The sequence below is a fragment of the Martinezella lusitana genome (assembly GCF_014207095.1).
GTDB lineage: Bacteria > Pseudomonadota > Alphaproteobacteria > Rhizobiales > Rhizobiaceae > Rhizobium > Rhizobium lusitanum_B.
Genome location: NZ_JACHBG010000006.1, coordinates 288,458 through 313,070, shown reverse-complemented (window position 1 = coordinate 313,070; position 24,613 = coordinate 288,458). Strand labels below are relative to the sequence as shown.

At 61.0% G+C, this 24,613-nt stretch carries 28 protein-coding genes; 11 read left to right on the top strand and 17 right to left on the bottom strand.

Annotated features, from left to right (window positions below; translation table 11 throughout):
• Positions 1–5: 5 nt before the first annotated feature.
• The 7 genes from gabD to GGD46_RS16000 all read left to right on the top strand — a co-directional run bounded on the left by gabD (position 6) and on the right by GGD46_RS16000 (position 6,133).
• The gene (gene gabD, locus GGD46_RS16030; RefSeq protein WP_184705524.1) at positions 6–1,460 is read left to right on the top strand and encodes an NADP-dependent succinate-semialdehyde dehydrogenase; all 1,455 of its coding nucleotides are present in this window, start codon (positions 6–8) and stop codon (positions 1,458–1,460) included.
• A 23-nt stretch (positions 1,461–1,483) separates the two neighbouring features.
• Complete coding sequence (locus tag GGD46_RS16025; protein WP_184705523.1) at positions 1,484–2,356, top strand: fumarylacetoacetate hydrolase family protein; 873 nt, start codon at positions 1,484–1,486, stop codon at positions 2,354–2,356.
• The gene (gene hpaH, locus GGD46_RS16020; RefSeq protein ID WP_184705522.1) at positions 2,356–3,159 is read left to right on the top strand and encodes a 2-oxo-hept-4-ene-1,7-dioate hydratase; all 804 of its coding nucleotides are present in this window, start codon (positions 2,356–2,358) and stop codon (positions 3,157–3,159) included. Before GGD46_RS16025 ends, hpaH begins: the two co-directional genes overlap by 1 nt.
• An 11-nt stretch (positions 3,160–3,170) precedes the next feature.
• Positions 3,171–3,977, top strand: a complete 807-nt coding sequence (gene hpaI / locus GGD46_RS16015) for a 4-hydroxy-2-oxoheptanedioate aldolase (RefSeq protein WP_184705521.1) — start codon at positions 3,171–3,173, stop codon at positions 3,975–3,977.
• A gap of 170 nt (positions 3,978–4,147) precedes the next feature.
• Entirely contained in the window at positions 4,148–4,936 is a 789-nt protein-coding gene (locus GGD46_RS16010; RefSeq protein WP_184705520.1) for an SDR family NAD(P)-dependent oxidoreductase, read from the top strand.
• Between the two features lie 16 nt (positions 4,937–4,952).
• Positions 4,953–5,732: a MoaF C-terminal domain-containing protein gene (locus tag GGD46_RS16005; RefSeq protein ID WP_184705519.1), complete on the top strand. Its 780-nt coding sequence runs from the start codon at positions 4,953–4,955 to the stop codon at positions 5,730–5,732.
• A gap of 11 nt (positions 5,733–5,743) precedes the next feature.
• Complete coding sequence (locus tag GGD46_RS16000; RefSeq protein ID WP_184705518.1) at positions 5,744–6,133, top strand: nuclear transport factor 2 family protein; 390 nt, start codon at positions 5,744–5,746, stop codon at positions 6,131–6,133.
• 40 nt (positions 6,134–6,173) lie between these two features.
• Here the strand turns inward: GGD46_RS16000 and GGD46_RS15995 are convergent, their stop codons facing one another.
• The 14 genes from GGD46_RS15995 to GGD46_RS15930 form a co-directional block, all read right to left on the bottom strand.
• Positions 6,174–7,118, bottom strand: coding sequence for a helix-turn-helix domain-containing protein (locus GGD46_RS15995; protein ID WP_184705517.1), 945 nt, complete (start codon positions 7,116–7,118; stop codon positions 6,174–6,176).
• A gap of 11 nt (positions 7,119–7,129) precedes the next feature.
• Positions 7,130–7,846, bottom strand: a complete 717-nt coding sequence (locus tag GGD46_RS15990; protein WP_184705516.1) for an SDR family NAD(P)-dependent oxidoreductase — start codon at positions 7,844–7,846, stop codon at positions 7,130–7,132.
• Positions 7,847–7,861: 15 nt separating this feature from the next.
• Entirely contained in the window at positions 7,862–8,578 is a 717-nt protein-coding gene (locus GGD46_RS15985) for an ABC transporter ATP-binding protein (protein WP_184705515.1), read from the bottom strand.
• Between the two features lies 1 nt (position 8,579).
• Positions 8,580–9,284, bottom strand: coding sequence for an ABC transporter ATP-binding protein (locus GGD46_RS15980; RefSeq protein WP_184705514.1), 705 nt, complete (start codon positions 9,282–9,284; stop codon positions 8,580–8,582).
• Complete coding sequence (locus GGD46_RS15975) at positions 9,281–10,318, bottom strand: branched-chain amino acid ABC transporter permease (protein ID WP_184705512.1); 1,038 nt, start codon at positions 10,316–10,318, stop codon at positions 9,281–9,283. The genes GGD46_RS15980 and GGD46_RS15975 overlap by 4 nt, the downstream gene beginning before the upstream one ends.
• Positions 10,315–11,181: a branched-chain amino acid ABC transporter permease gene (locus GGD46_RS15970; RefSeq protein WP_184705510.1), complete on the bottom strand. Its 867-nt coding sequence runs from the start codon at positions 11,179–11,181 to the stop codon at positions 10,315–10,317. The genes GGD46_RS15975 and GGD46_RS15970 overlap by 4 nt, the downstream gene beginning before the upstream one ends.
• Before the next feature lie 69 nt (positions 11,182–11,250).
• Positions 11,251–12,504 carry an ABC transporter substrate-binding protein gene (locus tag GGD46_RS15965; protein ID WP_184705508.1) on the bottom strand — a complete coding sequence of 418 codons (1,254 nt, stop codon included), beginning with the start codon at positions 12,502–12,504 and terminating at the stop codon, positions 11,251–11,253.
• A 59-nt stretch (positions 12,505–12,563) separates the two neighbouring features.
• Positions 12,564–14,159 carry a GMC family oxidoreductase gene (locus tag GGD46_RS15960; RefSeq protein ID WP_184705506.1) on the bottom strand — a complete coding sequence of 532 codons (1,596 nt, stop codon included), beginning with the start codon at positions 14,157–14,159 and terminating at the stop codon, positions 12,564–12,566.
• A 3-nt stretch (positions 14,160–14,162) separates the two neighbouring features.
• Positions 14,163–15,569 (bottom strand): aldehyde dehydrogenase family protein, encoded by a 1,407-nt coding sequence (locus tag GGD46_RS15955; RefSeq protein WP_184705503.1) that lies wholly within the window; start codon positions 15,567–15,569, stop codon positions 14,163–14,165.
• A gap of 102 nt (positions 15,570–15,671) precedes the next feature.
• Complete coding sequence (locus GGD46_RS15950) at positions 15,672–16,658, bottom strand: helix-turn-helix domain-containing protein (protein ID WP_184705501.1); 987 nt, start codon at positions 16,656–16,658, stop codon at positions 15,672–15,674.
• Between the two features lie 96 nt (positions 16,659–16,754).
• Entirely contained in the window at positions 16,755–17,276 is a 522-nt protein-coding gene (gene hpaR, locus GGD46_RS15945; RefSeq protein ID WP_246806324.1) for a homoprotocatechuate degradation operon regulator HpaR, read from the bottom strand.
• A gap of 131 nt (positions 17,277–17,407) precedes the next feature.
• Positions 17,408–18,115 carry a GIN domain-containing protein gene (locus tag GGD46_RS15940; protein WP_184705499.1) on the bottom strand — a complete coding sequence of 236 codons (708 nt, stop codon included), beginning with the start codon at positions 18,113–18,115 and terminating at the stop codon, positions 17,408–17,410.
• 33 nt (positions 18,116–18,148) lie between these two features.
• Complete coding sequence (locus tag GGD46_RS15935; RefSeq protein WP_184705497.1) at positions 18,149–18,721, bottom strand: DUF1700 domain-containing protein; 573 nt, start codon at positions 18,719–18,721, stop codon at positions 18,149–18,151.
• A 2-nt stretch (positions 18,722–18,723) separates the two neighbouring features.
• Positions 18,724–19,044, bottom strand: coding sequence for a PadR family transcriptional regulator (locus tag GGD46_RS15930; RefSeq protein WP_184705495.1), 321 nt, complete (start codon positions 19,042–19,044; stop codon positions 18,724–18,726).
• Positions 19,045–19,213: 169 nt separating this feature from the next.
• Here GGD46_RS15930 and GGD46_RS15925 point away from each other — a divergent pair, with 169 nt between their 5' ends.
• Positions 19,214–20,209 (top strand): alpha/beta hydrolase family protein, encoded by a 996-nt coding sequence (locus GGD46_RS15925; RefSeq protein WP_184705493.1) that lies wholly within the window; start codon positions 19,214–19,216, stop codon positions 20,207–20,209.
• Positions 20,210–20,297: 88 nt separating this feature from the next.
• Here the strand turns inward: GGD46_RS15925 and GGD46_RS15920 are convergent, their stop codons facing one another.
• Positions 20,298–20,939, bottom strand: a complete 642-nt coding sequence (locus tag GGD46_RS15920; protein ID WP_184705491.1) for a dihydrofolate reductase family protein — start codon at positions 20,937–20,939, stop codon at positions 20,298–20,300.
• Positions 20,940–21,052: 113 nt separating this feature from the next.
• Between GGD46_RS15920 and GGD46_RS15915 the strand changes: the two genes are divergently transcribed.
• The 3 genes from GGD46_RS15915 to GGD46_RS15905 all read left to right on the top strand — a co-directional run bounded on the left by GGD46_RS15915 (position 21,053) and on the right by GGD46_RS15905 (position 22,416).
• The gene (locus GGD46_RS15915; protein WP_184705489.1) at positions 21,053–21,409 is read left to right on the top strand and encodes a helix-turn-helix transcriptional regulator; all 357 of its coding nucleotides are present in this window, start codon (positions 21,053–21,055) and stop codon (positions 21,407–21,409) included.
• On the top strand, positions 21,393–21,872 hold the full coding sequence (locus GGD46_RS15910) for an SRPBCC family protein (protein ID WP_184705486.1): 480 nt from the start codon (positions 21,393–21,395) through the stop codon (positions 21,870–21,872). Before GGD46_RS15915 ends, GGD46_RS15910 begins: the two co-directional genes overlap by 17 nt.
• Positions 21,873–22,017: 145 nt before the next feature.
• On the top strand, positions 22,018–22,416 hold the full coding sequence (locus GGD46_RS15905; protein WP_184705484.1) for an NUDIX hydrolase: 399 nt from the start codon (positions 22,018–22,020) through the stop codon (positions 22,414–22,416).
• Between the two features lie 65 nt (positions 22,417–22,481).
• Here the strand turns inward: GGD46_RS15905 and GGD46_RS15900 are convergent, their stop codons facing one another.
• Positions 22,482–23,753: a CynX/NimT family MFS transporter gene (locus tag GGD46_RS15900; RefSeq protein ID WP_184705482.1), complete on the bottom strand. Its 1,272-nt coding sequence runs from the start codon at positions 23,751–23,753 to the stop codon at positions 22,482–22,484.
• Positions 23,750–24,427: a FadR/GntR family transcriptional regulator gene (locus GGD46_RS15895; RefSeq protein WP_184705480.1), complete on the bottom strand. Its 678-nt coding sequence runs from the start codon at positions 24,425–24,427 to the stop codon at positions 23,750–23,752. The genes GGD46_RS15900 and GGD46_RS15895 overlap by 4 nt, the downstream gene beginning before the upstream one ends.
• Positions 24,428–24,613: the final 186 nt, after the last annotated feature.

Below are 24,613 nucleotides of genomic sequence, written 5' to 3'. Positions count from 1 at the left end.
TAGTCATGAAATTGAAGGACGCAACGTTGTTCCGGCAGGCGGCATTGGTCGGCGGCGAGTGGATCGAAGCCGATCCCGCAAACGCGATCAAGGTCGACAATCCGGCAACAGGCGAGATCATCGGCCTGGTTCCCAATCTGGGCGCTGCCGAGACGAAGAAAGCGATTGCTGCAGCCGAGGTGACCCAGAAGGAATGGGCCGCCCGCACCGCCAAGGAGCGTTCCGGCATTCTGCGGCGCTGGTTCGAGCTGATGATGGAAAACCAGGATGATCTCGGACGCATCCTGACAGCCGAACAGGGTAAGCCCCTGCCCGAAGCCAAGGGCGAAATTGCCTATGGCGCAAGCTTCATCGAATGGTTTGCCGAAGAAGGCCGCCGCGTCTATGGCGACATCATCCCCGGCCATCAGAAGGACAAGCGCATCCTTGTCATGAAGCAGCCGATCGGCGTCGTCGCGGCCATCACCCCCTGGAATTTCCCGAATGCGATGATCACCCGCAAGGCTGGCCCGGCTTTTGCCGCTGGCTGCGCCATGGTCCTGAAACCCGCGTCCCAGACGCCGTTCTCGGCAATCGCCCTTGCGATCCTCGCCGAGCGTGCCGGCCTGCCCAAGGGACTGTTCAGCGTCATCACCGGATCGGCCCGCGCCATCGGCGCCGAGATGACCGCAAGCCCGGTCGTGCGCAAGCTCACCTTCACCGGCTCGACCGAAGTCGGTGCGGAACTCTACAAGCAGAGCGCGCCGACCATCAAGAAACTCGGCCTTGAGCTAGGAGGCAATGCGCCCTTCATCGTGTTCGACGATGCCGATCTCGATGCTGCTGTCGAAGGCGCGCTGATTGCCAAGTTCCGCAACAACGGTCAGACCTGCGTCTGTGCCAACCGTCTCTACGTGCAGGACGGCGTCTATGATGCCTTTGCCGAAAAGCTTGCCAAGGCTGTGGGTTCGCTGAAGACCGGCAACGGTTTTGACGAGGGCATCAATCTCGGACCTCTGATCGATGAAGCGGCTCTCAACAAGGTCGAGGAGCATGTCGCCGACGCTCTTTCCAAGGGCGGTCGCATCGTTGCCGGCGGTCATCGCCATCAGCTCGGCGGACGCTTCTATGAAGCGACGGTACTCGCCGACGTCACGCCTGCCATGGCTGTGGCGAAAGAAGAGACCTTCGGACCGGTGGCTCCCCTCTTCCGCTTCAAGGATGAGGCCGATGTCATCGTTCAGGCCAATGACACCGAGTTTGGCCTTGCCTCCTACTTTTATGCCAAGGATCTCGCCCGCGTATTCCGCGTTGCCGAAGCCCTGGAATACGGCATGGTCGGCGTCAATACCGGCCTGATCTCGACGGCCGAAGCCCCCTTCGGTGGCGTCAAGCTCTCCGGCCTTGGCCGCGAGGGCTCGCGCTACGGCATCGAGGAATTCACCGAAATCAAATATGTCTGCCTCGGCGGCGTCGTCTGAGGTCAAAACAAGGCCATGAAAGCATGACCCATCCAAGATTCCTGTCCTTTTCGAGAAACGGCCGTCATGGTTACGGGCTTGCGGTCGACGGCGGTGTCGTCGACCTCTCCGCCCGCCACGGCGCGACATGGCCAACACTGCGTGAGGTGATCGAGGCCGGTCGCCTCGTTCAGCTCGCAGAGGAAGCCAAGACGTTGAAGCCGGATTTCGCACTGGACGACATCCGCTTCGAAATTCCCATTCCGTCGCCGGAAAAGATCATTTGCGTCGGGGTCAACTTCCCCGACCGCAACGAGGAGTACAAGGATGGGCAGGCTGCCCCTTCCAACCCCTCTCTCTTCATCCGCTTTCCGCGCTCGTTCACCGGCAACGGCCAGCCGCTGATCCGGCCGCCGGAAAGCCCTCAGCTCGACTACGAAGGCGAGATCGTCATTGTCATCGGCAAGGGTGGCCGACGGATCGCCGAAGCCGATGCCTTCTCGCATATCGCGGCTCTTTCGCTTTGCAACGAAGGCACGATCCGTGACTGGGTGCGGCACGCAAAGTTCAACGTTACCCAGGGCAAGAACTTCGACAATACAGGCTCGATCGGCCCCTGGCTGATCCCCTTCACCGATGCCGCCCAGCTCGACGACATTGAGCTTAAGACCCGCGTCAACGGCGAGGTGCGCCAGATCGACCGCACCAGCCGGATGATCTTCTCCTTCCGCAAGATCATCAACTACATCTCCACCTTCACCACGCTCGTTCCCGGCGACGTCATCGTGACAGGCACGCCGACCGGCGCCGGCGCCCGCTTCGACCCGCCGATCTGGCTGAAGCCGGGAGATGTCGTCGAAGTCGAGGCAGATGGCCTCGGCATCCTGAAAAACACCATCGCCGACGAGGTGCTCTGATGCTGTCGCAAGATGAAATCCAGGCCGCGGCAGAAAGCCTCGACCAGGCTGAGCGGACGCGCGTCCAGACCGGGCTCCTGTCGCTGAAGCATCCGCAGATGACCATGGACGACTCTTATGCCGTCCAGAGCGCCTGGGTGAAGAAGAAGATCGCCGCTGGCCGCAAGCCGATCGGCTGGAAGATCGGGCTGACGTCGAAGGCAATGCAGTATGCCCTCAACATCAACATTCCGGATTCCGGCGTGCTCTTCGACGACATGATCTTCGAGGACGGCGCGACCGTGCCGGCCGACCGCTTTATCCAGCCGCGCATCGAGGCCGAAATCGCCTTCGTCATGAAGGCGCCGCTCAAGGGGCCGAACGTCTCGATCTTCGATGTGCTGAACGCCACCGACTACGTGACCCCCGCTCTTGAGATCCTGGACACCCGCATCCTCCGGGTCGACCCCGAGACGAAGAAGGCGCGCACTATCGTCGATACCATCTCCGACAATGCCGCCAATGCGGGCATCGTCACCGGCGGCCGCGCGGTGCGACCCGATCAGATCGACATGCGCTGGATGGGCGCGATCGTCAGCCGCAACGCCGAAGTCGAGGAAACCGGCCTTGGCGCCGGCGTTCTGAACCAGCCTGCACGCGGCATCGCCTGGCTTGCCAATCGCCTGTCGCAATATGGCGACGGTATCGAATCCGGTCAGATCGTTCTTGCCGGTTCGTTTATCCGCCCGATCGAGGCGCGGCACGGCGATACGATCACTGCCGATTTCGGTCCTTACGGATCGGTCAGCCTGTTCTTTGCATAATGGAGTAAGACATGCCCGCGCCCAAGAACCTCTTTAAACAGGCATTGAAGGAAGGGCGGGCGCAGATCGGCCTCTGGCAGGCCCTCGCCAATGCGTACACGGTCGAAATCTCAGCGGGCGCGGGTTACGATTGGCTGCTGCTCGACGCCGAGCATGCGCCGAACGACGTGCCGCTCCTCGTCTCGCAACTGCAGGCGATGAAGGGCACGGCGAGCCACGCGATCATCCGTCCGCCAATCGGCGAGACCTGGATCATCAAGCAGATGCTCGACATCGGCGCTCAGACCCTGCTCATCCCGATGGTCGACAGTAGGGAAATGGCCGAGACCATGGTCAAGGCTGTCAGATATCCGCCCCATGGCGTGCGCGGCGTCGGTGCGGCCCTTGCCCGCGCCTCCGCCTTCAATCGCATCCCTGACTACCTGCCGACGGCCAATGACGAGATTTGTCTGCTCCTGCAGGTGGAAAGCCGTGCGGGACTCGAAGCGCTCGATGCCATAGCCTCGACTGAAGGCGTTGACGGCGTCTTTATCGGCCCCGCCGATCTCGCTGCCGACATGGGCTATCTCGGTGGGCCGGGCGCGCCGGAAGTGCAGGCGGAGGTCGAAAAGGCGCTTGCGAAAATTCAGGCGCATGGCAAGGCCGCCGGCATCCTGATCGGCGACCTCTCGCTGGCCAAGCGCTATCTCGAACTTGGTGCGACCTTCGTGGCGATCGGCAATGATGTGACGCTTCTCGCCAATGCCACCACCAAGCTTCTGGATGATTTCAAGAACGCTGAAGCTGCAAAACCGCCTGCTGACGCGAAGGTTTACTGATCTCCGCAGACGCCTCTCGCAGACCAGCGAGGGGCGTTTGCCAATCATGCGGTGGAGGAGCCGCGCGATTGAACGCGTTGTGCACGCTCAGTCAAAACGGACTGCACAGCTGGACGCGACGCCTGCGAACGCATCGGCCATGATGCTCAAGAAATCCAAGAGGAGGAAACATGCGTTTCAAGAACAAGACGGCCCTGATTACGGGTGGCGGCACGGGTATCGGCGCAGCGGTCGCGCGCCGCATCCGCCAGGAAGGCGGCAATGTCGCGCTCGTCGGGCGCCGTCCCGAGCCGCTTAGAAGCGTTGCCGAAGAGATCGGCGCAACTGTCGTTGCAGCCGATGCTGCCGATGGCGCCGCGATGAAGGCTGCCGTGGAAAAAGTCGTCGAGACCTATGGCGGGCTCGACATCCTGATCGCCAATGCCGGCGGCCACGGTGTTGGACCGACGGTCAGCATGTCGGACGAGACATGGGATCTTGCCGTTCGTCTCAACCTCAACACCGCATTCGTCAGCGCGCGCGAATCCCTGCCCCACCTCATCAAGAACAAGGGCAATATCGTCGTTCTCGCCTCGATCGCCGGGCTGTTTGCCGGGCCGGATGCCGCGGGCTATGTCACCATGAAGCATGGCTGCATCGGCCTTGCAAAGTCGTTGGCGCGCGACTACGGCCGCAAGGGCGTTCGCACCAATACCGTTTGCCCCGGCTGGGTCACGACCGCCATGGCTGACGAGCAGATGGAATTCATCGTCGAGAAGTACAAGCTGAACAGCATCGAGGAAGCCTATGCGCTCGTCACCAAGGACGTGCCGCTCGGCCAGCCGGCGACCGCCGAGGACGTCGCCAATGCCGTCTGCTTCCTCGCTTCGGGTGAGGCTTCGATGATCAACGGCGCGGTCCTGACCGTCGACGGCGGCGCCGGCACCGTCGATCTGCCGACGCTGGCATTTGTGGATTAAGGGGGAGGAAACGCGCATGAACCAGAATCCAAAAGATTGGAAAACCTACGATCAATTCGCCTATGGCATCGACACGAACCGGCTGCCGGCGACGGATGCCCTTGCCGGCTCGTCGCACAAGGTCGCCTTCGACGACGGCCGCAAGCTCGAGCTTGCCTTTGGCAAGGAACACGTCAAATGGTCCGACGGCAAGGACAGCGCCACGGATAAGGCCGAAGTTATCGAAGTCGCGCCGAACACCTATTTCGTCGAGATCGTTTTTGCCGGACGTTCGAAGGAAGCGGAAACGCTGATCCTCAATGTCGAAACGCGTCGCGCCCTGTCGATCTACTCGATCGTTCGCGAATTGAAAGATTCGGTCGGCGAGCCGCAGGTGGCACAGATCTTCCGTCCCGGCATCATCGAAGGCGGTGTTGTCAGCGGCCAGGCTCCGGCTGAGAGCCGCGACCTGATCGGGCTCCGGGCACACTTCACCTACAGCCCCAACCATGTCTATGAGCACACGTACCTGTCGTCGCAGCGCTATGCCTGGCAATGCCTCGTCGGCGTTCAGCGCGGCCATGGCGACGTCGATCTGACCACCACCTACAAATTCGACGAGAACCAGTACATCTTCACCTTCCGCGAATTCAAGATCGCGGTCGCGTCGACGTTCTTCTACAATTTCAATGACATGCGTTCAACAGGCAAGTTCCTCGGCATCACTGGCGACGGACGTATCCAGAACAGCCCGGCCGGCGCGTTCATCCGCAAGGCCTCGATGACCTACTATCTGCCCGGTCAGGAACCAGTGTGAAGGACAGCACGATGCGAACAGCTTTCGAAATTGTGAAGGCGCATTACGACGCCAATCTCCGCCGCGACATGGATGGCATGCTTGCCGACATCGCGCCCGATTGCCACTGGACCGAGATGGACGGTTTTCCCTGCGTCGGCACCTATGTCGGCCCGCAGGAGATCTTCAAGAACGTCTTTCAGGCGCTCGGCGAGCTATTTGACGGCTATACATTCACGCTCGAACGGCTCCTCGACGCCGGCAACGACGTGGTCGCAATCGGCGAATATACCGGCACCAGCAAGCAGACGGGCAAGCCATTCAAGGCTCGCGTCGTGCATGTCTGGGGCGTGGCGCAGGATAAGATCCGCCGGTTCGAACAGTTCACCGATACGCTTCGGGTGGTAGAATCGATGCGTTGATCGGTCGAGGCGGCCGGGACTCGACGTCCGGCCGCCTCTTTTATACAGCCGCGGCCCTACGCCATTGCGAGGGAGAAACACCGAAGCGATTGCGAAAGGCCCGGGAAAAATGTGCGCTTGATGAAAAGCCGAGCGCAAAGGCGATTTCGGATATTTCGCCGGCGTAGCCTCCGGCATCCCGCAACTGTGCGGCAGCCTTTTCCACGCGTAAATTCCAGATATAGTCCGAAGGCGTCAGGCACTCGACCTCGAATGCCCGATAGACATAGCGCACCGAGCAGCCCATACGGCGCGCGATCATTGTGATGGTCAGGTCCGGCCGCTCGACATTGCTTTCGATGAACTCCTTGATCCGCTGCAGCAGCAGAGCCAACGGATTGGCAACCGGTCTTGCCGGCTGCGTATCCGCGCCGATCACGGTGCGAACGAGATCGATCATCGTCTGGCCGATGCCGGCGCGCCTGGCTTCATCGAGATGGCCGATCTCATGCATGGTCGATTCCATCAACGACAGCAGGATGCGGCACATGCCGTCCTGCTCCGCATGCGCCGTGAACGGCCTCGCCAGCCGCTCGATGGCGCTGTGGGAGAGCGCATGCCGCGGCAACTGCAGCAGAAGCTGGCGCACAGGCGTGCTGTTGGTCAGCACATAGGGCCGACGTGGGTCATAGATGACCAGAGCATCGGATTGGACCGGGGCACGCTGTCCGCCCTGCATCAGCGAAGCAATACCCTCAGTCTGCAGGATCAGTTTGATCGCGTCCGGATCATCAGGCCCCGCCGTGACGCGCTCGCCGAAAACGACATGCCGTTCGGCCTCCAACCGCGTCAGCCGGCATGCACCGAGCATTGCCGACACCATGCGGCTTTTATTCTGGTCGGCGGCGCCGAAATCAAGACGGACATTGCCGAAGAGATTGCGCGCGAGGCCGGCAAAGTCCTGCCCACCGGCAATCTCGACATGACGTTGAAGCGCTGCAGCCATCGTAGAAGCCCTCAAGATGTGAGATATCCGCCATCGACCGGCAGGCAGGCACCCGTGACATAACGTGCCGCGTCCGAGGCAAGGAATATGATCGCATCTGCGACCTCATCCGAAACGCCCCATCTGCCAGCCGGAATACGTTGAAGAATGGGGCCGGAAGCAGCTTCGTCGGCGAAAAGCCCGCGGCTGAGCGGCGTGACGATCCAGCCCGGCGCAACCGCGTTGACGCGAATTCCGGCCTGCGCATATTCCTGCGCCAGCGACTTCGTTAGCTGCACGATCGCGCCCTTGCTGGCCGCATAAGCCGGGCGGTCGGCTGCTCCGAAGGTGGAATACATCGAAGCGATGTTGACCATAGCCGATCCGACCTGCATTCGCGGACGGGCGAGTCGGCAACAATCCATGACCGAAGTCAGGTTGATCGCCATCACCTCGTCGAACACGGCCTTCGACCATTCGCCCCGATCGCGGCTGACGCCCGTGCAATTGACCAGGACATCGATGGCTTCGACGGATGCGAGGAAGGCTTCCAGCGCCCCCGGCACGAGCACATCGACTTCATGGTTTTCGATCCCCGGCATTGCGGGCGCCTTGGACGCGCCGAGACCGCAGCTGAGAACACGGGCACCAAGTGCGGCAAAGCCGTGCGCGCTGGCCGCTCCAATGCCCGATGTGCCGCCGGTCACGACGATCGTTCGCCCGGCAAAGAGATCCGCAGAAAACGTCATGGCAACTCCCTTCTGTCAGTTGGCAAGGTAGGCGCCGTGGAGAATGTCCGGTTGCGCCTTCAAGGTCGCGGCCGAGCCGTCGAAGACGAGACGCCCACGCTCCAGAACCAGGGCCTGATCGGCAAGATCAAGGGCAAGGTTGGCGAACTGCTCGATCAGGAGAACGCCGATGCCGCCCGCCGCTGCGATCTTGAGCGCCTCGGCCAGCCGCTTCACGACGGCAGGCGCCAGTCCGAGAGAAAGCTCATCGACGATCATGAAGCGAGGCTTGGCAACGAAAGCCTGCGCCATCGCCACCATCTGCTTTTGGCCGCCAGACAAGTCCGATGCCGATTGGCGGCGGCGTTCGGCAAGTTCGGGGAATATTTCGTAGGCGCGCTCGAGCCCTTGCTTGCGGCCACTGGCCGACGGATCGAGGGCGGCCACGAGGATGTTGTCCTCCACGGAGAGCTGTCCCAACACGCGATGCCCCTCCGGCACAAGCGCAAGGCCCGCACGGCGAATGCGATCGGGCGCAAAACCATCGAGCTTGGCACCATCGAGGCTCACCGAGCCGCCGCGCGGTAAGACGCCCGCCATGGCCATGACGGTGCTCGACTTGCCTGCGCCATTGGCGCCAAGCAACGTCGTGACCTTGCCGGCAGTCACCGAGAAGGAAACATCATGAATGACGCGCTTGCCGCCGCGCTCCACGACAAGATTCTCGACGCGGACTTGTGATGTACCGGTCATCTCAGAACTCCCCCAGATAGGCGCGACGCACATTGGGATCGGCAAGCACGGCATGGGTCGGACCGAGCGCCAGAAGCTTGCCGTAGTCGAGCACCATGGTCTCGCTGCACATCGAGCGGATCAGATCGACATCGTGATCGATGATCAGGACCTGTGCCCTGAACTCTGCCGGGATGCGGAGAACCAGTTCACGAAATGCTTTGCCCTCCTCCTCGGTCAACCCTGCCGCCGGCTCATCGAGCAGGATGAGCTTCGGGTTGCCGATCACACATTTGGCAAGCTCGACGAGACGACGCTGAAACAGATTGAGCGATTGCCCCAGGCGATCGGCAACCGAGGTCAGACCGACGAAGGCCAGAGCCTGATCGACCGCGCCGGAGCGATGTCCCACAGACACGACATGATCGGCGATCGCAGAGATATTGCCGGCGACCGTCAGATCCTCGACAACCTGCTCCGTCTGAAACGAACGCCGCAGGCCGGCGCGTACGCGCTGAAGCGGCGACATCGACAGCAGTGCCTGCTCGCCCAGCGACACCGTGCCCTGGATCGGGCGGACGAAGCCGGAGAGCACATTGAGCAGCGTGGTCTTGCCGGCACCATTCGGACCGATGAGGCCAGCCACCGGCGCCGTCAGCACGGCGCTGAGCTCGTTGATCGGCTTGACGCCGCCAAATTGCACCACGAGATTGTCGATCTTGATCATCGATCCCTCCCCAGGGAAAACTTGTTGCCGAGCCAGGCGATCACATCCGATACCTGACCCGCAATACCTGTCGGAGCGGTCGCCAGAGCATGGAACAGCGCCATGCCGAAGATCCCGATCGTCACATAGCCGTCGATACCAAGATCGGTCAGAAGCGCCGGCACTGCCCGCAGGAGAAGACCGGCGATCAAGGCGCCGTACCAGTTGAAGACCCCGCCGACGATCGCCAGCGAGAAGAGATTGAGGCTATCGAAAGCGCCAAAGGCGCGGCCGTCGAGCTGGCCAACATTGCCGGCAAGCAGCCCGCCGGCGAGACCGGCCAGAAAGCCGCTGAGCGCAAAGGCCCATGCCTTGTAGATCAGGACATTGACCCCACTTGCAACCGCGACCGTCTCACCCTTGCGGATCAGCGCCCAGGCGCGACCCGGACGAGCAAGCTTGTGCCATTGCGCAACCAACAGACCGATCGCCGCCGCCACGCAGACATAAAGGAAATAGGCGACTTCGCCCTCGGCGATAACGGGTCTCGCCAGCATTGCACGTCCCGAGCCATCTGCACGCCCAAGGAAGCCGGGACCACCGTCCGGAAAGCCCCAGGCGCTGATGACGATCTGGAAGGCACCGGCCAGCATCAGCGTTACAAGCGCCAGATACAGACCGCGCAACCGCAATGCCGGTACGCCGAAGGCCAACCCTACCACCGAGGCGACGATGCCGCCCGCGAGCAGGCTGACTTCGAAAGGCGGATGGAAAGCATGGCCTATACGCAACGTCACCCAGCCGCCGACACCGACAAGCGCAAACTGGCAGAGCGAGACCAACCCGAGCTGGCCGTAGAGAATGGCGAGGCCGGCAACGGAGAGCGACAGGGCAACGGCTGATGTTGCCGCCGATAGCCAGAAGGAATTGGCAAGGAGAGCGACGACGAGCGAGAAGATCGCCATCGTCATCGGAACATGCAGTAGCTGCTTGGGCAGGCGCACCATCGATATGCCTTCGGCGTTGGAGGCGATTGTCTGATCTTGAACGGTCATCGGTCTTTCAACGCGGCTCGCGCCGTGCCTCCCAGGATCGTGACTGCAACGAGCGCGATGACGAAGGGTGCGGCCGCGCGATAGGGCGAGATCCAGGCGATCGGCGTCAGCACGGCCTCGGCAATGCCGATCAGAATGCCGGCGACGGCCGTTTCCCAGAGCGAGCGCAGCTGCCCGAGGATCGCCGCAGCAATCGCCGGAATAACGAGCAAGGTCAGAAACGTTCCCTGCAACCGCACAAGGTCGGCAAGCAACAGGCCAGCGAGGCCTGAGAAGATACCGGTGATGACCCAGGCAGCAGTTTCCGTATAAAGGATGCGTACGCCGAGGACTGCGCTCAGATCACGGTCATTGGCAAGAGCACGCATATCGAGGCCGAGGCGCGTGCGGTTCAGCAGCAATGTAATGGCAATGACCATTACGACCGCCAATATGATGGCGATGATGCGCGTATAGGTCAGGCGCACAGCAAAGAGGGTCACAAACATCTGGTCGGTCGGGAACTGCAACCGGCGCGGCAGCTCGCCCCAGATGACGCCCATGACGGCGATCAAAAGGAGAGCGGGCGCCAGCGTCCCTACCGCGCGCACGACGATATCGCGATGCGACAGCATGGGCGCGAAGATCCGGCCATAGAGAAAGCTGATCGTGGTGGAGACGGCAACGGCCGCCAGAATGGCAACGGCGAGCGGCATCTTCCACTCCAGCAGTTGCCAGGCACAATGGGCGCCGATCGCGCCGAAAGCGCCGAAAGCAAAATTGAGAACGCCGGTCGCTCGAAACAGAACGACGAGCCCGACACCGGACAGTGCGTAGACTGCACCTATTCCCAGCCCGGAAATGACAAAGGGTAGAAAGTTCATGGATCGATCCTCTCGGGTCGCTCGGTTCCGCGGCGTCAGCACCGCGGAACCGATGGCAAGCTTCGGGGCTTAGTTGAGGCCGGCCGACTTTTCGAAGGCGCGGATATCCGTCAATTCCGGATCTGGCGATGGAGCGCAATCGGAGACGACCTTCCACTTGCCGCCTTCGGCAACCGCCATGCGTGTCGTCGAGTTGGCATTGTGACGCGGCTGGCCGTCGCCGTAGTACCAGGGAGCGCAGAAGATATCGCTCTTGAAGTCCTTGATCTGCTTCACGGCCGCGGATGCGGTCTCGCGGTTGATCTTGGCAGGATCGAGCGTCATCAGTGCCTTCTCGGCGACGCGCGCCGCCAGATAGCCGGCCTGGGCGAAGGTGTCACGCGGGTCAGACTTCTGGCCGTATTGATCCATCACGGCGAGCCAGTTCTGATTGTCCGGCGTGGTTGCCTCGAGATCATTGAACTCCATGTTGACATAGAACTTGTCGTTCCAACCCGGGCCGATGGTCGACGGAACCGAGAGATCATAAGCAGAAGCAGCGCTCAGGAAGGTGATGGATTGGTTCAGACCCTGCTCTTCGGCTGCGGTCAGAAGCGGCACCGCAACGCCCTTTGAAAGGCCGAGAACGATAACGTCGGGCTTGCTTGACGCTGCCTGCAGGATGACGGACGTCGCGTCGGCAGAGCCCGGATCCATCAGGATCGTCTGTGCGGCGAAGCCCTTTTCCTTGGCGAGCAAAGCGACACCATCGCAGGACCACGTGCCGACGTTCGGAATGTTCGGGGCGACGCAGACTACAGACTTGGCGTGGAGCTTGTCGAGCGCGTAACCCATGGCACCCAGCATCGAGACGCGCGGTCCGGCATTGGTCGGAGCGATATTGCCCGCAAAGAAGCATTCGCGCGGCACGCCGACACCGGCCAGCACCAGAATACCAGCCTTCTTGTAGAGCTCAGCATTGGCGCCGCATTCGACATAGCTCGAGTTGCCGACCATCAGCACGGCTTTCTGGTCGTTGACGAGCTTGGCCGCCAGCTGCGCCGCGATCTCCGGATTCCACTGGTCGTCCTCGACCATATACTTGACCGGCCGGCCTTTGATGCCGCCATTAGCGTTGAGGCAATCGAAATAGGCCTTTGCCGCCTTGGTCGAGTTCGAGAAGTCATCCGGGCCGGTCTTGCCGGTGATGGCGCCGATGACGATCGGCTCGCCGGTCGCCGGCTTGCCGCTATTGTCGCCGCAGGATGCGGCCGCATGTGCACTGAACGCCGAAACGAGCGTCAGGAATAGGCTGATCGCCAGCCCTCTGAGATTGATAGGCATTTTCTCCTCCAGTTGTTGTCCCCGCTCCCCACGGGATCTTGATGTCTGCGATCTCGGGCTCAGCCCGAAATCGCCTTTCCTGTCATGAAGGCGGCAGCCTTTGCCGCAATCATCATCGTCGGGGCGTTGGTATTGCCCGAAACCAGAGTCGGCATGATCGAGGCGTCACAGACCCGCAGCCCCTCTATGCCGCGCACCTTCAGGTCCGGCCCCACCACAGCATTGGGATCGTCTGCCCGGCCCATGCGGGCCGTGCCGGCCGGATGGAACACGGTCTTGCACGATTGGCGGATGTAGTCCCGCAACGCCTCCGGGTCCTTCTCGACACCCGGCTTCGGCAACACCCGACGCTTGACCAGCTTGGCAAGCGCCGGTGCATCGAGAATCCGGATCGCGGTTTCAACGCCGCGCACCAAGGTCTCGATATCGGCGGGATCGGAAAGCAGATTGGCATTGAAATCCGTCTGCTCGGTCGGATCGGCACTTTTCAGCCGGATCCAGCCGCGCGATCTCGGCCTGAGATAGCAGGGGCCGATGCTCAACCCGTGACCAGGTTCCGGGTCGCGATCGATGAAGCCGATCAGAACCGGCAGGACGTGAAACTGCACGTCCGGCTGGCCGGTGCCTGACGTATCGACAAAGCCACCACACTCGACGACATTTGATGACAGAAGACCGCGATGGGATGTCAGATAGCGCAACATGTGGCCCACAGCCTGTAGACCCTTGTCCTGACCGAGGATCGAGATCGGCTCGTATGTTTCCCCCTGCACGGGCACTTCCAGGTGGTCCTGATAGTTGGTGCCAACGCCGGGCAGATTAGCGACGACCTTGATACCGAGCGATGAAAGATGCTCCGCATCGCCGATGCCGGATAGCTGCAGGATCTTCGGCGTTGCAATCGCACCGGCGGTCAATGCAATTTCGCGCTCCGCTTTGAAGATCGTGCCGTCGAGCAGTTCAACACCAACGGCCTTTTTTCCTTCGAACAGAATGCGGGCGACCTTGCGCTGTGTCAGCACAGTCAGGTTTGGCCGTTTTTCGGCGTCGCGCAGGAAGGCTTGCGCGGAACTCCAGCGTCGGCCCCCGTAGGTCGTGCTTTGATAGAAGCCGACACCGGCCTGATCCTCACCGTTGAAATCGTCATTGTGCGGAATACCGATTTCGGTCGCGGCCTTGATGAAGGCCTCGCTCAGCGGGTGGCGGTGACGTGGATCCGAGACGCGCAGGCCGCCATTGTTGCCGTGATACTGACCATTCAGTCGCTCGTTGTTCTCAAGCGAGCGGAAGGCGGGAAGGACGTCGTCATAGGACCAGCCCTGGCAGCCCATTTGCGACCAGGTATCGTAGTCGTTGCGATGACCGCGAATATAGATCATCGCATTGACCGAACTGCCGCCGCCAAGCACGTTGCCCTGCGGCGTGATGCTCGGACGCCCGTTCAAGCCTTTGTCGGGGTTCGAGGCGTAGGGATGGATGTCGATCCCCTTGCCTAGCACCTTGAAGAAGGTCGCTGGGATGTGGATCCAGGGATCGGCATCCCGCCGACCCGACTCGATCAGCAGAACCCTGTGGGCGGGGTTCTCCGACAGCCGGTTCGCCAAAACGCAACCAGAGGATCCACCACCAACGATGATATAGTCGTACGTCGCCATGTCTTAGCTCAGCACCGTCTGGATCGTCGTGAATTCCTTCAGCCCCTCGGTACCGAACTCGACGCCGAGGCCGGATTGCTTCACGCCGCCGAAGGGTGCGTTGGGCTGAATGGTGCCGTGCTTGTTGATCCATACAGAGCCGCATTCCAGCTGCATCGCATAGCGCTTCGCCTTCTGGGCATCAGCAGACCAGACAGAGCCGCCGAGGCCGGCGGGATTCTGGTTGGCGCGCACGATCACCTCATCGATATCGCTATAGCGGATGATCGGCAGGGCCGGACCGAACTGCTCCTCATCGACCAGCCGCACACCATGATCGACATCGGCCACGAGCGTAATCGGATAGAAATATCCAGGCCGCTCCATCGGCGCACCGCCGGTCAGGATGCGGCCGCCATTGGCACGCGCATCATCGACGAGCTCGCGCACCTTGTTGAACTGCATTTCGTTCTGGATGGGTCCGAGAATGCTCGTTTCGTCGAGGCCGTCGCCAACGGCGATCTTGCTCGCATAATCGGCAAGCCCGCGGCAGACCTCTTCATAGATGCTGTCATGCACGTAGAGGCGCTTCAGCGCCGCACAGGTCTGGCCATTGTTGATGAAGGCACCCCAGAAGAGGCCTTCGACAATTGCTTTCGGGTCTGCATCCGGCAGCACGATACCCGCATCGTTGCCACCGAGTTCCAGCGTCAGCCGCTTCAGGGTCGCAACCGCCGACGCCATGACCTTCTTGCCGGTTTCCGTCGAACCGGTGAACGTCATCTTGGCGATGCCGGGATGAGCGGAGAGTGCTGCCCCGATGCTATTATCGCCGGTAATGACGTTGACGACGCCGGGCGGGAGAACTTCATTCATGATTTCGACGAGGCGGATGGTCGACAAGGGTGTCAGCGGCGACGGCTTGATGACAACGGTGTTGCCGGCGCGTATGGCCGGGACAATATGCCAGCAGGCAATCATCACGGGCCAGTTCCAGGGCGTGATCGAACCGACGACGCCGATCGGCTTACGATGCAGCTCGACACGGCCTTCATTGTCGTCCTGAAGCACCTCGACCGGCAGGTCCAGTTCGGCGGTGTGCCGCGTCCAGGCGAGTGCGCCGCCGATTTCGAAGCGCGAACCAAGACCATTGAGCGGCTTACCCTGCTCCCGGGTCAGGATCTGAGCGAGTTCTTCGGCATGTTCGTTGATCTTCTCTGCGACCGCGCGGCACGCCTTGGCGCGCTCCTCGTTCGAAACCTGAGACCACGCTGCGAAGGCTTCCGCGGCCGCGGCAACTGCGCGATCAAGATCCGCTTCGCTGCCGAGCGGCATGTAGCCGACAACATCTCCGCTTGATGGATTTGCGACCGGCGCATGATGGGACGTGGCAACATGCTCTCCGCCGATAAGCAGGGTATACTGCTTCACGATATTCTCCTCCCGTGACTTTCGAGAGGACTATGACTTTTGCCGCAAGACCCGTCTTGGGGAGAAACGCGCCTCGTCTTGGACTGGAACGCAGACTGCGTTTCAGTCCAATCGATGCGCCGGTTCGGCGCCGCGCAGCAGCTCGCTCGGAGCGCAATCGAACAGCTCCTTGAAGCTGCGATTGAAATAGGAAATATCGTTGAAACCGGCGGAGTAGGCGACTTCGGCTATCGTTGTGGGGTTACGCCGTTCCTTGAGTTGCTCGATCTTTTCGCGTGCAAAGCGCAGGCGCTTGTCGCGAATGACGGTCGTGCAGGTCATGCCCATTCCCTGGAAATCCTGCTGCAGCGTACGGATCGACACGCCGAGCCTTGTCGCCAACCATTTGGCGTTGAGGTCGGTATCGGTCAAGTGCTTGTCGATCAGGATATCCACCATCTGCATACGCTTGCTGGCACTGTCGTGCAAAGAGTTCAGATTGGTCGCCTGGGCGCTTTTCGACAAAAATGCCTGACGTGTCGTATCGAACATTAGCTGACGCAGATGCGGTGAAGCCACATCGTTTTCCGGCGTAGTCATCATCTTTGCGATCAGCGCCCGCAGCATCATCGCCATCGGATCGGAGGCGACAAGCTTGCGGGCGACGTCGAAATCGACCCTGCTGTTGGAATACATCAATTGCCGGGGCAGATGCAGCGAGAGATGGTTGGAGAAGTGTCCACGGAAATAGAAGGTTGTGGGACGCGTGGAGTCGACGAGAATGCACTCGCCGACGTCAAGAATGTTCTGTTGGCCGGAATGCTCGACGCCACAGACACCTTCAAGCTGCAGGATCAAAAACAGGTGTTCGTTCGCATCGCGCCGGATATCGTCCCAATCGCGGTGGACATAATCGAGGTCGTTGGAGACATGGGCAAACTCCATGCCGCATACATCGATGCGGCTTGCCATGCCGACGACACTATCGCCGCGCTTGACGGTATGCGGGTTGAAATTCCCGCAAATGCTCCGCAAGCCGTCCGCCCATTGATCATAAGGCGTTGGTGACCAGCTTCGTTCGATGAGGCTGCGATTCTGCAACAGGTCCAACTCTGCCTCCCAACAGTATCAGCACTGATGAAGACTGCTACAGTTCCTCCGGTCCGTCAATTAAATACTTAACACATTAATGAAATCGAAAAGATATCACTCTTCACCGACCGAGCCGTTTTCAAGCTTCAACGACGCCAACTCCGCTAGCATGTCGAGAAGCTGCTCCACGCGCTGTACGCCGAAGCGGGCGTCGATATCGGCATAGACCTTCAGGCTCTCCGGCATGACTTCCGTAACGAGGGCCTCTCCCGCCGGCGTGATCTGCAGAAGCACTCTGCGGCCGTCAGCTTCGTCCTTGTGCTTAGTGATAAAGCCACGCTCCTCCAGCAGCCGTATCATCCGCGTCAGGCTCGGCGCCAGAATGGATGCCTTGTCGGCCAGTTCGGTGGCATCAAGCTTGCCACCCTCGTAGAGGACACGAATGACGCGCCATTGCTGTTCGGTGACATCATGCGCCGCCAGGATCGGCCGGAAATGGCTCATGACCGCTTCGCGAGCGCGCAGGAGCCCGATCGCGAGGGAACGGCGAGGCTCTCGCAGCGGTCGCTTGGGCTTTACTGCCGCAGTATCGAATGCTGATGCCCGTCCGGCGTTGCTGTCTGTCTTGTCCGGCATTGTTTCCGCATATTTGCTAAGGTCACATTCCCATTGATTAACATGAGAATTTTTCAAAGCAAGGTGGTCGGAAGAGCAAGGCTCATCCGACCACTGAAACACCATGCGGCAGCACCCGCATCGGAGCTGACCTATGGCACCTGCACGAGGCGCCCGCTGCCTCTAATCTCGGAACGTCGCAGCACCGGATGCCCATATAGCTCGACATTGCCGCTTCCGCGGATCGATATGTCGGCGTCCGTCGCCGCAGCAACCTGCGCGTCACCACTGCCGCGGACTCTGATTTTGACCGACTGGGCGGCAAGATCCTTGAGGCGGGCGGCACCAGAGCCGGCTACATCCAGATCGACGGACCGAGCGCTGCCGGCGGCCTTGACACTGCCACTGCCGGAAATGCTCAGACGCAGATCGTCTTGATCAAGCTGCGACAAGACAAGGTCTCCGCTGCCGCGAACCTTCCAATCGGTGACGAGCGGCCCGGACAAGGCGACATCGAACTTGGACATGGACCAGCCCGGATTGCAATCCAGGCTCAACCGTCCGCCTTCCAGCCGCACGTGGTCGAGAAGCGCAGCGTTGCCGCTAATGACGGCCTCGGCTTTGCCGCCCGGCTGATATCGAACGGAAGCGGGCATATCGATTGACAAGCTGCCATCCGAATTGAAAGGCAGGACGATCTGCTGCTTGCCCGCCCCCGTTGAACCACACGCGGATTGTATGCCATCCCACCAATATCGCGCGTTGGCCAGATCTGGCCCCGAAAGCCCGAAGCCCACGGCAAGAAAGACAAATGCGCAAATCAATCCGGCCGTGGCGACAGTCGCCAGTTTCCCGTTCATTGTCCATTCCTCCAACGATGTCAGACGCGGCGCTCAAACACGATTTTCGGTTGCCTGCGCCAGGCGGAAATGCAGCCGGGCATACTGCCCGAGCATGCGGATACCCAAGCCAAGCCCCATCAACAGCAGCGCGCCACCGCCCACGAGGGCACTCACCAGCCCTGCCCCTATAAGGAGGCGCGCCAACATGCCGACGGTCGGCAGGCCGATGTGAAAAAACACCGTCGTGAACACGATCTTCAGACCGACAGCGCCGATGGCAACGAGTGCGATTGCAAGACCGAACGTGACGAAGACCGCAGCGAACAACAAAGGCAGAAGGAAGAAGATATCGACGATGGCAAGCCCGGCCAGCGCCATCATCGCCGCCAGAAGGTTCGGCACGCTCCAATGAGCCTCGAAACGGCGCAGCCCCGCATCGGCTCGCAGTTCCCTGGCGATCCTGGCTGCATCGCCCAGCGCCGCCACGACGTCTTCATCACTACGACCCGAGGCCTCGGATTCCGTAAAATAGGCGGTGTAGTCGGCAACGATATCATCGACTTCGCGAGGCGGAAGCCCGGTAAGGCCCAGTCTCAGCGTACGCAAAAAGGCATCCCTGGTCATGGCTATTCCTCAAGAAGTTTGTCGACGGCGCCCGCAAGCGAGCGCCAGTCACGCCGATGTGCCTCGAAAATCGAATGACCCAACGGCGTAAGCCGGTAGTATTTGCGCGGCGGCCCGTTGCTGGACTCGACGATGCGGGTCGCAACGAGGCCGTCATTCTGCATCCTGCGCATCAGCGGATAGATCGTCCCTTCCCCCATTCCAACGGCTGCGACCAGCGTGCTGGCAATCTCGTAGCCGTAGCTCTCGCCCCGTGAGAGCACGGCAAGAACGCAGAGATCGAGAACGCCCTTGCGCAGTTGAACTTGGATCGAGTCGGTCATGAATGCCTCAGCTTTACAAGTTAGATATAACAAGCTATCTGTTTATGCAAGGTACTGAACCGACATTCGAGGCACTCGCCCCATAGCGTCGCCGTTGCGGCAGCCCAAGCTCGCGGTCCGCGCCGTTGCTAGCACCTGATTCAAGCCCCCGGCCAGAAGGAATTGCGCAATGATCCACCGCAGCCTTGCCCTCGCAGCCGCCCTCTGCCTTGCTGCATCGCTGTGCCAAGCGGCGGGGTTGAAGTTCATTCGAATTCCGGCCGACCCCGGCGGCCCGGAAATCACAGGGACAATGTGGTCGCCCTGCGCGGAGGCGCCGACGACGATGAGAATAGGAGCTTTAATATTAGCAGCGACGCCGGATTGTCCGATCATGGGCAAGGATCTGCCGCTCATCGTCATTTCACACGGTTATGGCGGCGACTCGCTCGGCCACCGGGACACCGCCCAGGCGCTGGCGGACGGAGGCTTCATCGTCGTCGCTATCAATCATCCACATGCGAACTACGCCGACATGAGTCAGGCAAACGGCATGGGCGTGCTGGTCGAACGACCGGCCGACATCAAGCGCACCATCGACTTCATGCTCGGCCCATCGCCCGACGCAGCAAGCATCGGTCCGCGGCGTATCGGTTTCTACGGATTTTCCCAGGGCGGCTACACAGGGCTCGTCGTTGCCGGCGCCAATCCCGACTTCAGCAAGCTGCCGCCGCGCTGCGCGGACCCGAAGGTTACCGACTGCCCGCCAGCCGACCAAAGGCGGCCTTTTCAGCGAATCCAGCCACCTCGGACATGGACACACGATCCCCGCGTCAAGGCGATGGTGGTCGCTGATCCCTTGAGTACTGTCTTTTTGACCGCCGACAGCGTGAAAGACGTGAAAATTCCGCTTCAGCTCTGGGGGTCGCAGCTCGGCGGCGGTCAGGATGCGGAGCCGGAGAACGTTGCAAAGCTGGCGCATCTGCTACCGGACAAGCCAGATTTCCGGGTCGTCCCCAATGCCAGACACCTGTCGTTCTTAACGCCCTGCCCGAGCGTCAAATCATCCACGAAGCCCTCCTGCAGCGACGCTCCAGGCTTTGATCGCACCGCGTTCCATAAGGAATTCAATGCCGAAGTTCTCGCATTCTTCCGTGAGCATCTGATGGATCCGCGCCAGCCTTGACGAGCCGCATAGATCGGCTCTCCGCCAAAAAAGCTGGGATCATGGATCATCTGCCGATGGCCCATGATCGCGCCATGAGCGGGGGCAGTTAGCGGCGGAACGTCAGGTGGATAGTGCCACTCGGCGCCGTTTCCGACTTGACCGTGTAGCCGGCCTCCAAACCACGCAGATCATCCCACAGGCGGATGCCACGTCCGAGAAGGATCGGCGTGATTGCGACATGAAGACGATCGACGAGACCCGCCTTTAGAAAGTCACGAACGACCGTTGCGCCACCACCAACCCGCACATCCTTTCCGCCCGCCACCTTTTCCGCCTGCTGGAGCGCGTCGATCGGCGTTGTATCGATGAAATGGAACGTGGTACCGCCGGCCATTTCCAGGGTGGGTCGGGCCGTGTGGGTCAGAACGAAGACCGGAACCCTGAAAGGCGGCTCTTCGCCCCACCAGCCACGCCAGTTCGGATCATCGGGGAAGTTATGAAGCCCGAACATGCCGGCGCCCATGATTTCGGCGCCCACATTCTCGAAATACTCTCTTGCATAGTCGTCATCGATGCCGGTGGTCCCGGCCCCGCTGGTATCCTTGAACACGCGCTCTCTGAACGTCCGCGTTGCGGTATATGCGCCGACGAGACGCGGCCAGTCCTCGCCGAAAGGGACTTCGGGTGTCTGGTCCATCGTTGTCGCGAAGCCGTCGAGCGAGATCATGAGATCGACACGAACTGCCATTGGAGCTCTCCTTGTGAGTGGTTGCGTAGCCGGTCTCATCTTAGACCGACTAAATACTAAGGCAAGTACCTAAGTTTTCTTGACCAACGCCGCAATTCGTTTTAGGAAATCGCATGCCCTATCATTCGACGCCTCTCGACCTCGCCTTTCATGCTCTCAGCGACCCGACCCGCCGCGCTGTTGTATCGCGGCTGGCCGAGGGTGAGGTTCCCGTCACGGTCCTCGCCGAACCATTCGACATGGCGCTACCCTCCTTCGCCCAGCATCTGAAGGTGCTGGAAGATTGCGGGCTGATCGCCAGCGAAAAGCGCGGCCGCAGCCGCTGGTGCAGGCTGGTGCAGGCGCGGTTCGACGAGGCGGCAGACTGGATGGAGGCGGAGCGCCGGCGCTGGAGCGAGCGGCTGGACCGGCTGGAAGTCTACCTGGATAAGACGAGAGAGGATGAAGAAGAACATGACAAATCCGTTTGACACTTGGGCACTGGATCGCGAAATCGTGCTGGTGAAGGTCCTGAATCACCCGCGGGAGAAGGTCTTTTCTGCCTGGATGGATCCAAAGGCGCTGGCCCAATGGTACGGCCCGACCGACCTCAAAATCGAAAACCATGAGGCCGATATCAGAGAGGGTGGAATCTGGCGGTTCGACATGGTCGGCTTGTTCGAAGGGCAGGAACGTCGCTTCGCGAACCTCGTGCGCTTTCTGGAAATCGTACCGAACGAGCGGATCGTGATGGATCACGGCACGCCCGATGCAAACGATCCCGACCGCTTTCGCGCCACGGTGACCTTTGATGAGCAGGCTGACGGCAAGACGGTGTTGACCATGCGCCAGCTCCATCCGAGCCCGGCACGTCGCAAGATCGTTATCGGCTTCGGCGCTGTGGAATACGGGTTGCAGACGCTGGATGGCCTCGCAGCATGGCTGGACACCTGAACCTTTTGTCGATCAGGGCCGCGCTCATAAGGGCGATGGCCGAAGTGGTGAGCAGATCGAGCTGCGCTTGATTGCGCGGCTTGAATCCCGCTGATGGGACCGGATGATCATTGAAACCCGATCGCGAATCCGATCAGATTGACACATGACGAAAACGATAAGGATCGCTGCGGCTCTGCTACTGCGCCGCGATGGAGATACGCTGCTGGTGCGCAAGCGCGGAACCACGGCTTTCATGCAGCCCGGCGGCAAGATCGAGCCGCATGAGGCGCCGGAACAAGCGCTCGTCAGGGAGTTGCACGAGGAGTTGGGCCTTGCGATCGACACCGAGTCACTGGCATTCCTCGGCCACTTCGAGGCGCCCGCTGCCAATGAGCCCGAGCATATCGTCGTTGCGGACGTCTTCCGCCTGGATGTCGGCGATGCCGCGATTACCGCTGCGGCAGAGATCGAGGAGATCCGTTGGATATCGCCCGCCCATCCGGGCACGATATCCATGGCGCCTTTGACCGAACACCATATCTTGCCGCTTCATCGGCAGTGAAAACTCTTTGGCGAGCAGGGCGGATCCTCGAAACCGGTCCACGCGTCGTCAAAGGGCCATTTAGGCTATGGAGTTTCGATGGTCTTGGCGTTGACGGTAATCGCGCGACCGGCAAACCAGCCATTGATGGCGGCACCAAGACCGAGCAGGACGAACAAAACGGAGCACCAGGCAAAGCTGCCCGTCCAGCCATGGATCATGCCGACAATAAGAGGGCCGATGGCTGCAAGCAGGTACCCGACAAATTGCGCCATGCCAGAAAGATGTGCAGCGATATGCGCATCCGGCGACCGCAGCACGATCACGGTGAGCGCCACCGCAATCAATCCCCCCTGCCCTATGCCCTGCAGCACGGCCCAGAACCAGACCGTCCAAAGCGGAGCGAAGAGCAGGCCAAGCAATGCAACGACGGCAAAAGCGCAAAGGACAACGTTGATGACGCGCTGATCCCTGCCTTTGATGGCGATGTGAGGCGCTACAAGACATGAGGCGGCCTGCACCATCACCGACGCGGATACGATTGCGCCCGCGGTGACGCCATCGAGACCGCGTTCACGCAGGATGGGAACGAGCCAGCCGAAGACGCAGTAAGCGAGCGCCGATTGCAGGCCCATGAACAAGGTCACCTGCCAGGCAATCGGATCAGTCCACAGCCCCGTCACGCGAAAGCCGGTGCGACGGGCCTGGCTGCGCGTTCCGATGACTTGCGGCAACCAGAGAAGGCTGACCGCAAGCGCCGGCAAGGCCCAAGCCGCAAGCGCGCCACCGAGCGATCCGCCGAGGGCATGTTCGAGGGGAAGCGTCAGCCCTGCCGCGCTTGCCGCTCCGGCGCATAGCGCCATCGTGTAGCAGCCGGTCATCACGGCTGCTTTGTCCGGGAAATCGCGCTTGACGACACCGGGCAAGAGGACGTTGCCGATGGCGATGCACGCGCCGGCCAGCGCAGTTCCGACGAACAGCATGGAGATAGAAGACAGGCCACGTAGCGCCGTACCGAGGGCAAGCAACAAGATTACGCCGAGCATAACGCGCTCGCTCCCCAAGCGCTGCGCAAGCCTTGGTGCAAGCGGTGAAAACAGCCCCAGGCAGACCACGGGCAAGGTGGTCAGAACACTGGTGCCGAACGACGAGAGACCGAGCCCGGTTCTGATCTCAGGCAGAAGCGCCGATGCACTGGAAAAGACCGGTCTCAGATTGAACGCAATCAGCACAAGGCTTACGCCCAGGACAAATCTGCCGATCGGCGATTGTCCGCTGTGAGGCTGCGGTGGTGGAATTTCATCGGCCTCGGCGTCGATCAGGTCGACGGAGGCGGCATTTGGCAAGGAGGTGGTCATGATAGCAACAACCGGTCAAGAGTAGCGATAACGGGAGCCATGAAGCGGCGCACGGCGGCGTCGGCCGCCTCCGGATCGCCGGCCTCAATGGCGTCGACGACCTCGATGTGGGCCTGCATGTCCGGCTCGGGAATTTCAGCATCGAGCGTCGCTTCGATGGTCTGCGCGATCGACATCGAAAAAAAGTCGTAGAGCTCGACCATCGCCAGGTTTCGCGACGCCGCGACGACGGCTTTATGGAAAGCAAGATCGCGTTCGATGAAGCCTAACTTGTCACTCCCGGCGTAATTTCCTCGTGCAGCGAGCAGCGCGCGCAATTGCGAGATCACTTCGGGAGTATGGCGCAAGGCGGTCAGGCGCGCGGCTTCGACCTCCAGCGCCAGCCGGGCTTCGAACTGATCCCGCAACCCGGCGCGGCGCGCCATATCAAGCGGCCGGCCGAAGTCGGTCGTCGAGCGAACATAGGTGCCGGATCCCTGACGGGTTTCGAGATAGCCCTGCGAGGCCAACACCCGCACGGCTTCGCGGATCGTGCCGCGACTGACGGACAGCATCGCGGAAAGAGAAGCTTCGTTGGGCAGCTTCTCGCCCACACCCCAGCGTTGGGCGACAATTTCGCTGCGGATTGCCTCGACGGCAGTTTCGGCAAGCGTCGTTTTGGTCAGGGCGCGCATCGTTCAATTTCATCAAGTCATCTGATGACTTTACGAATATGCGATCGTTGCATCTTCGTCAACAGGCGGCAGCATTGCCCATGAAGGGTGAAAGAACCGGTGATTTTTATCTGCGCAGCCGGATACGGTCGCAATAGAGCAACATGGCGAACCCGATCAGCTCGGCGAAAGACCTCCAGCAGGTTT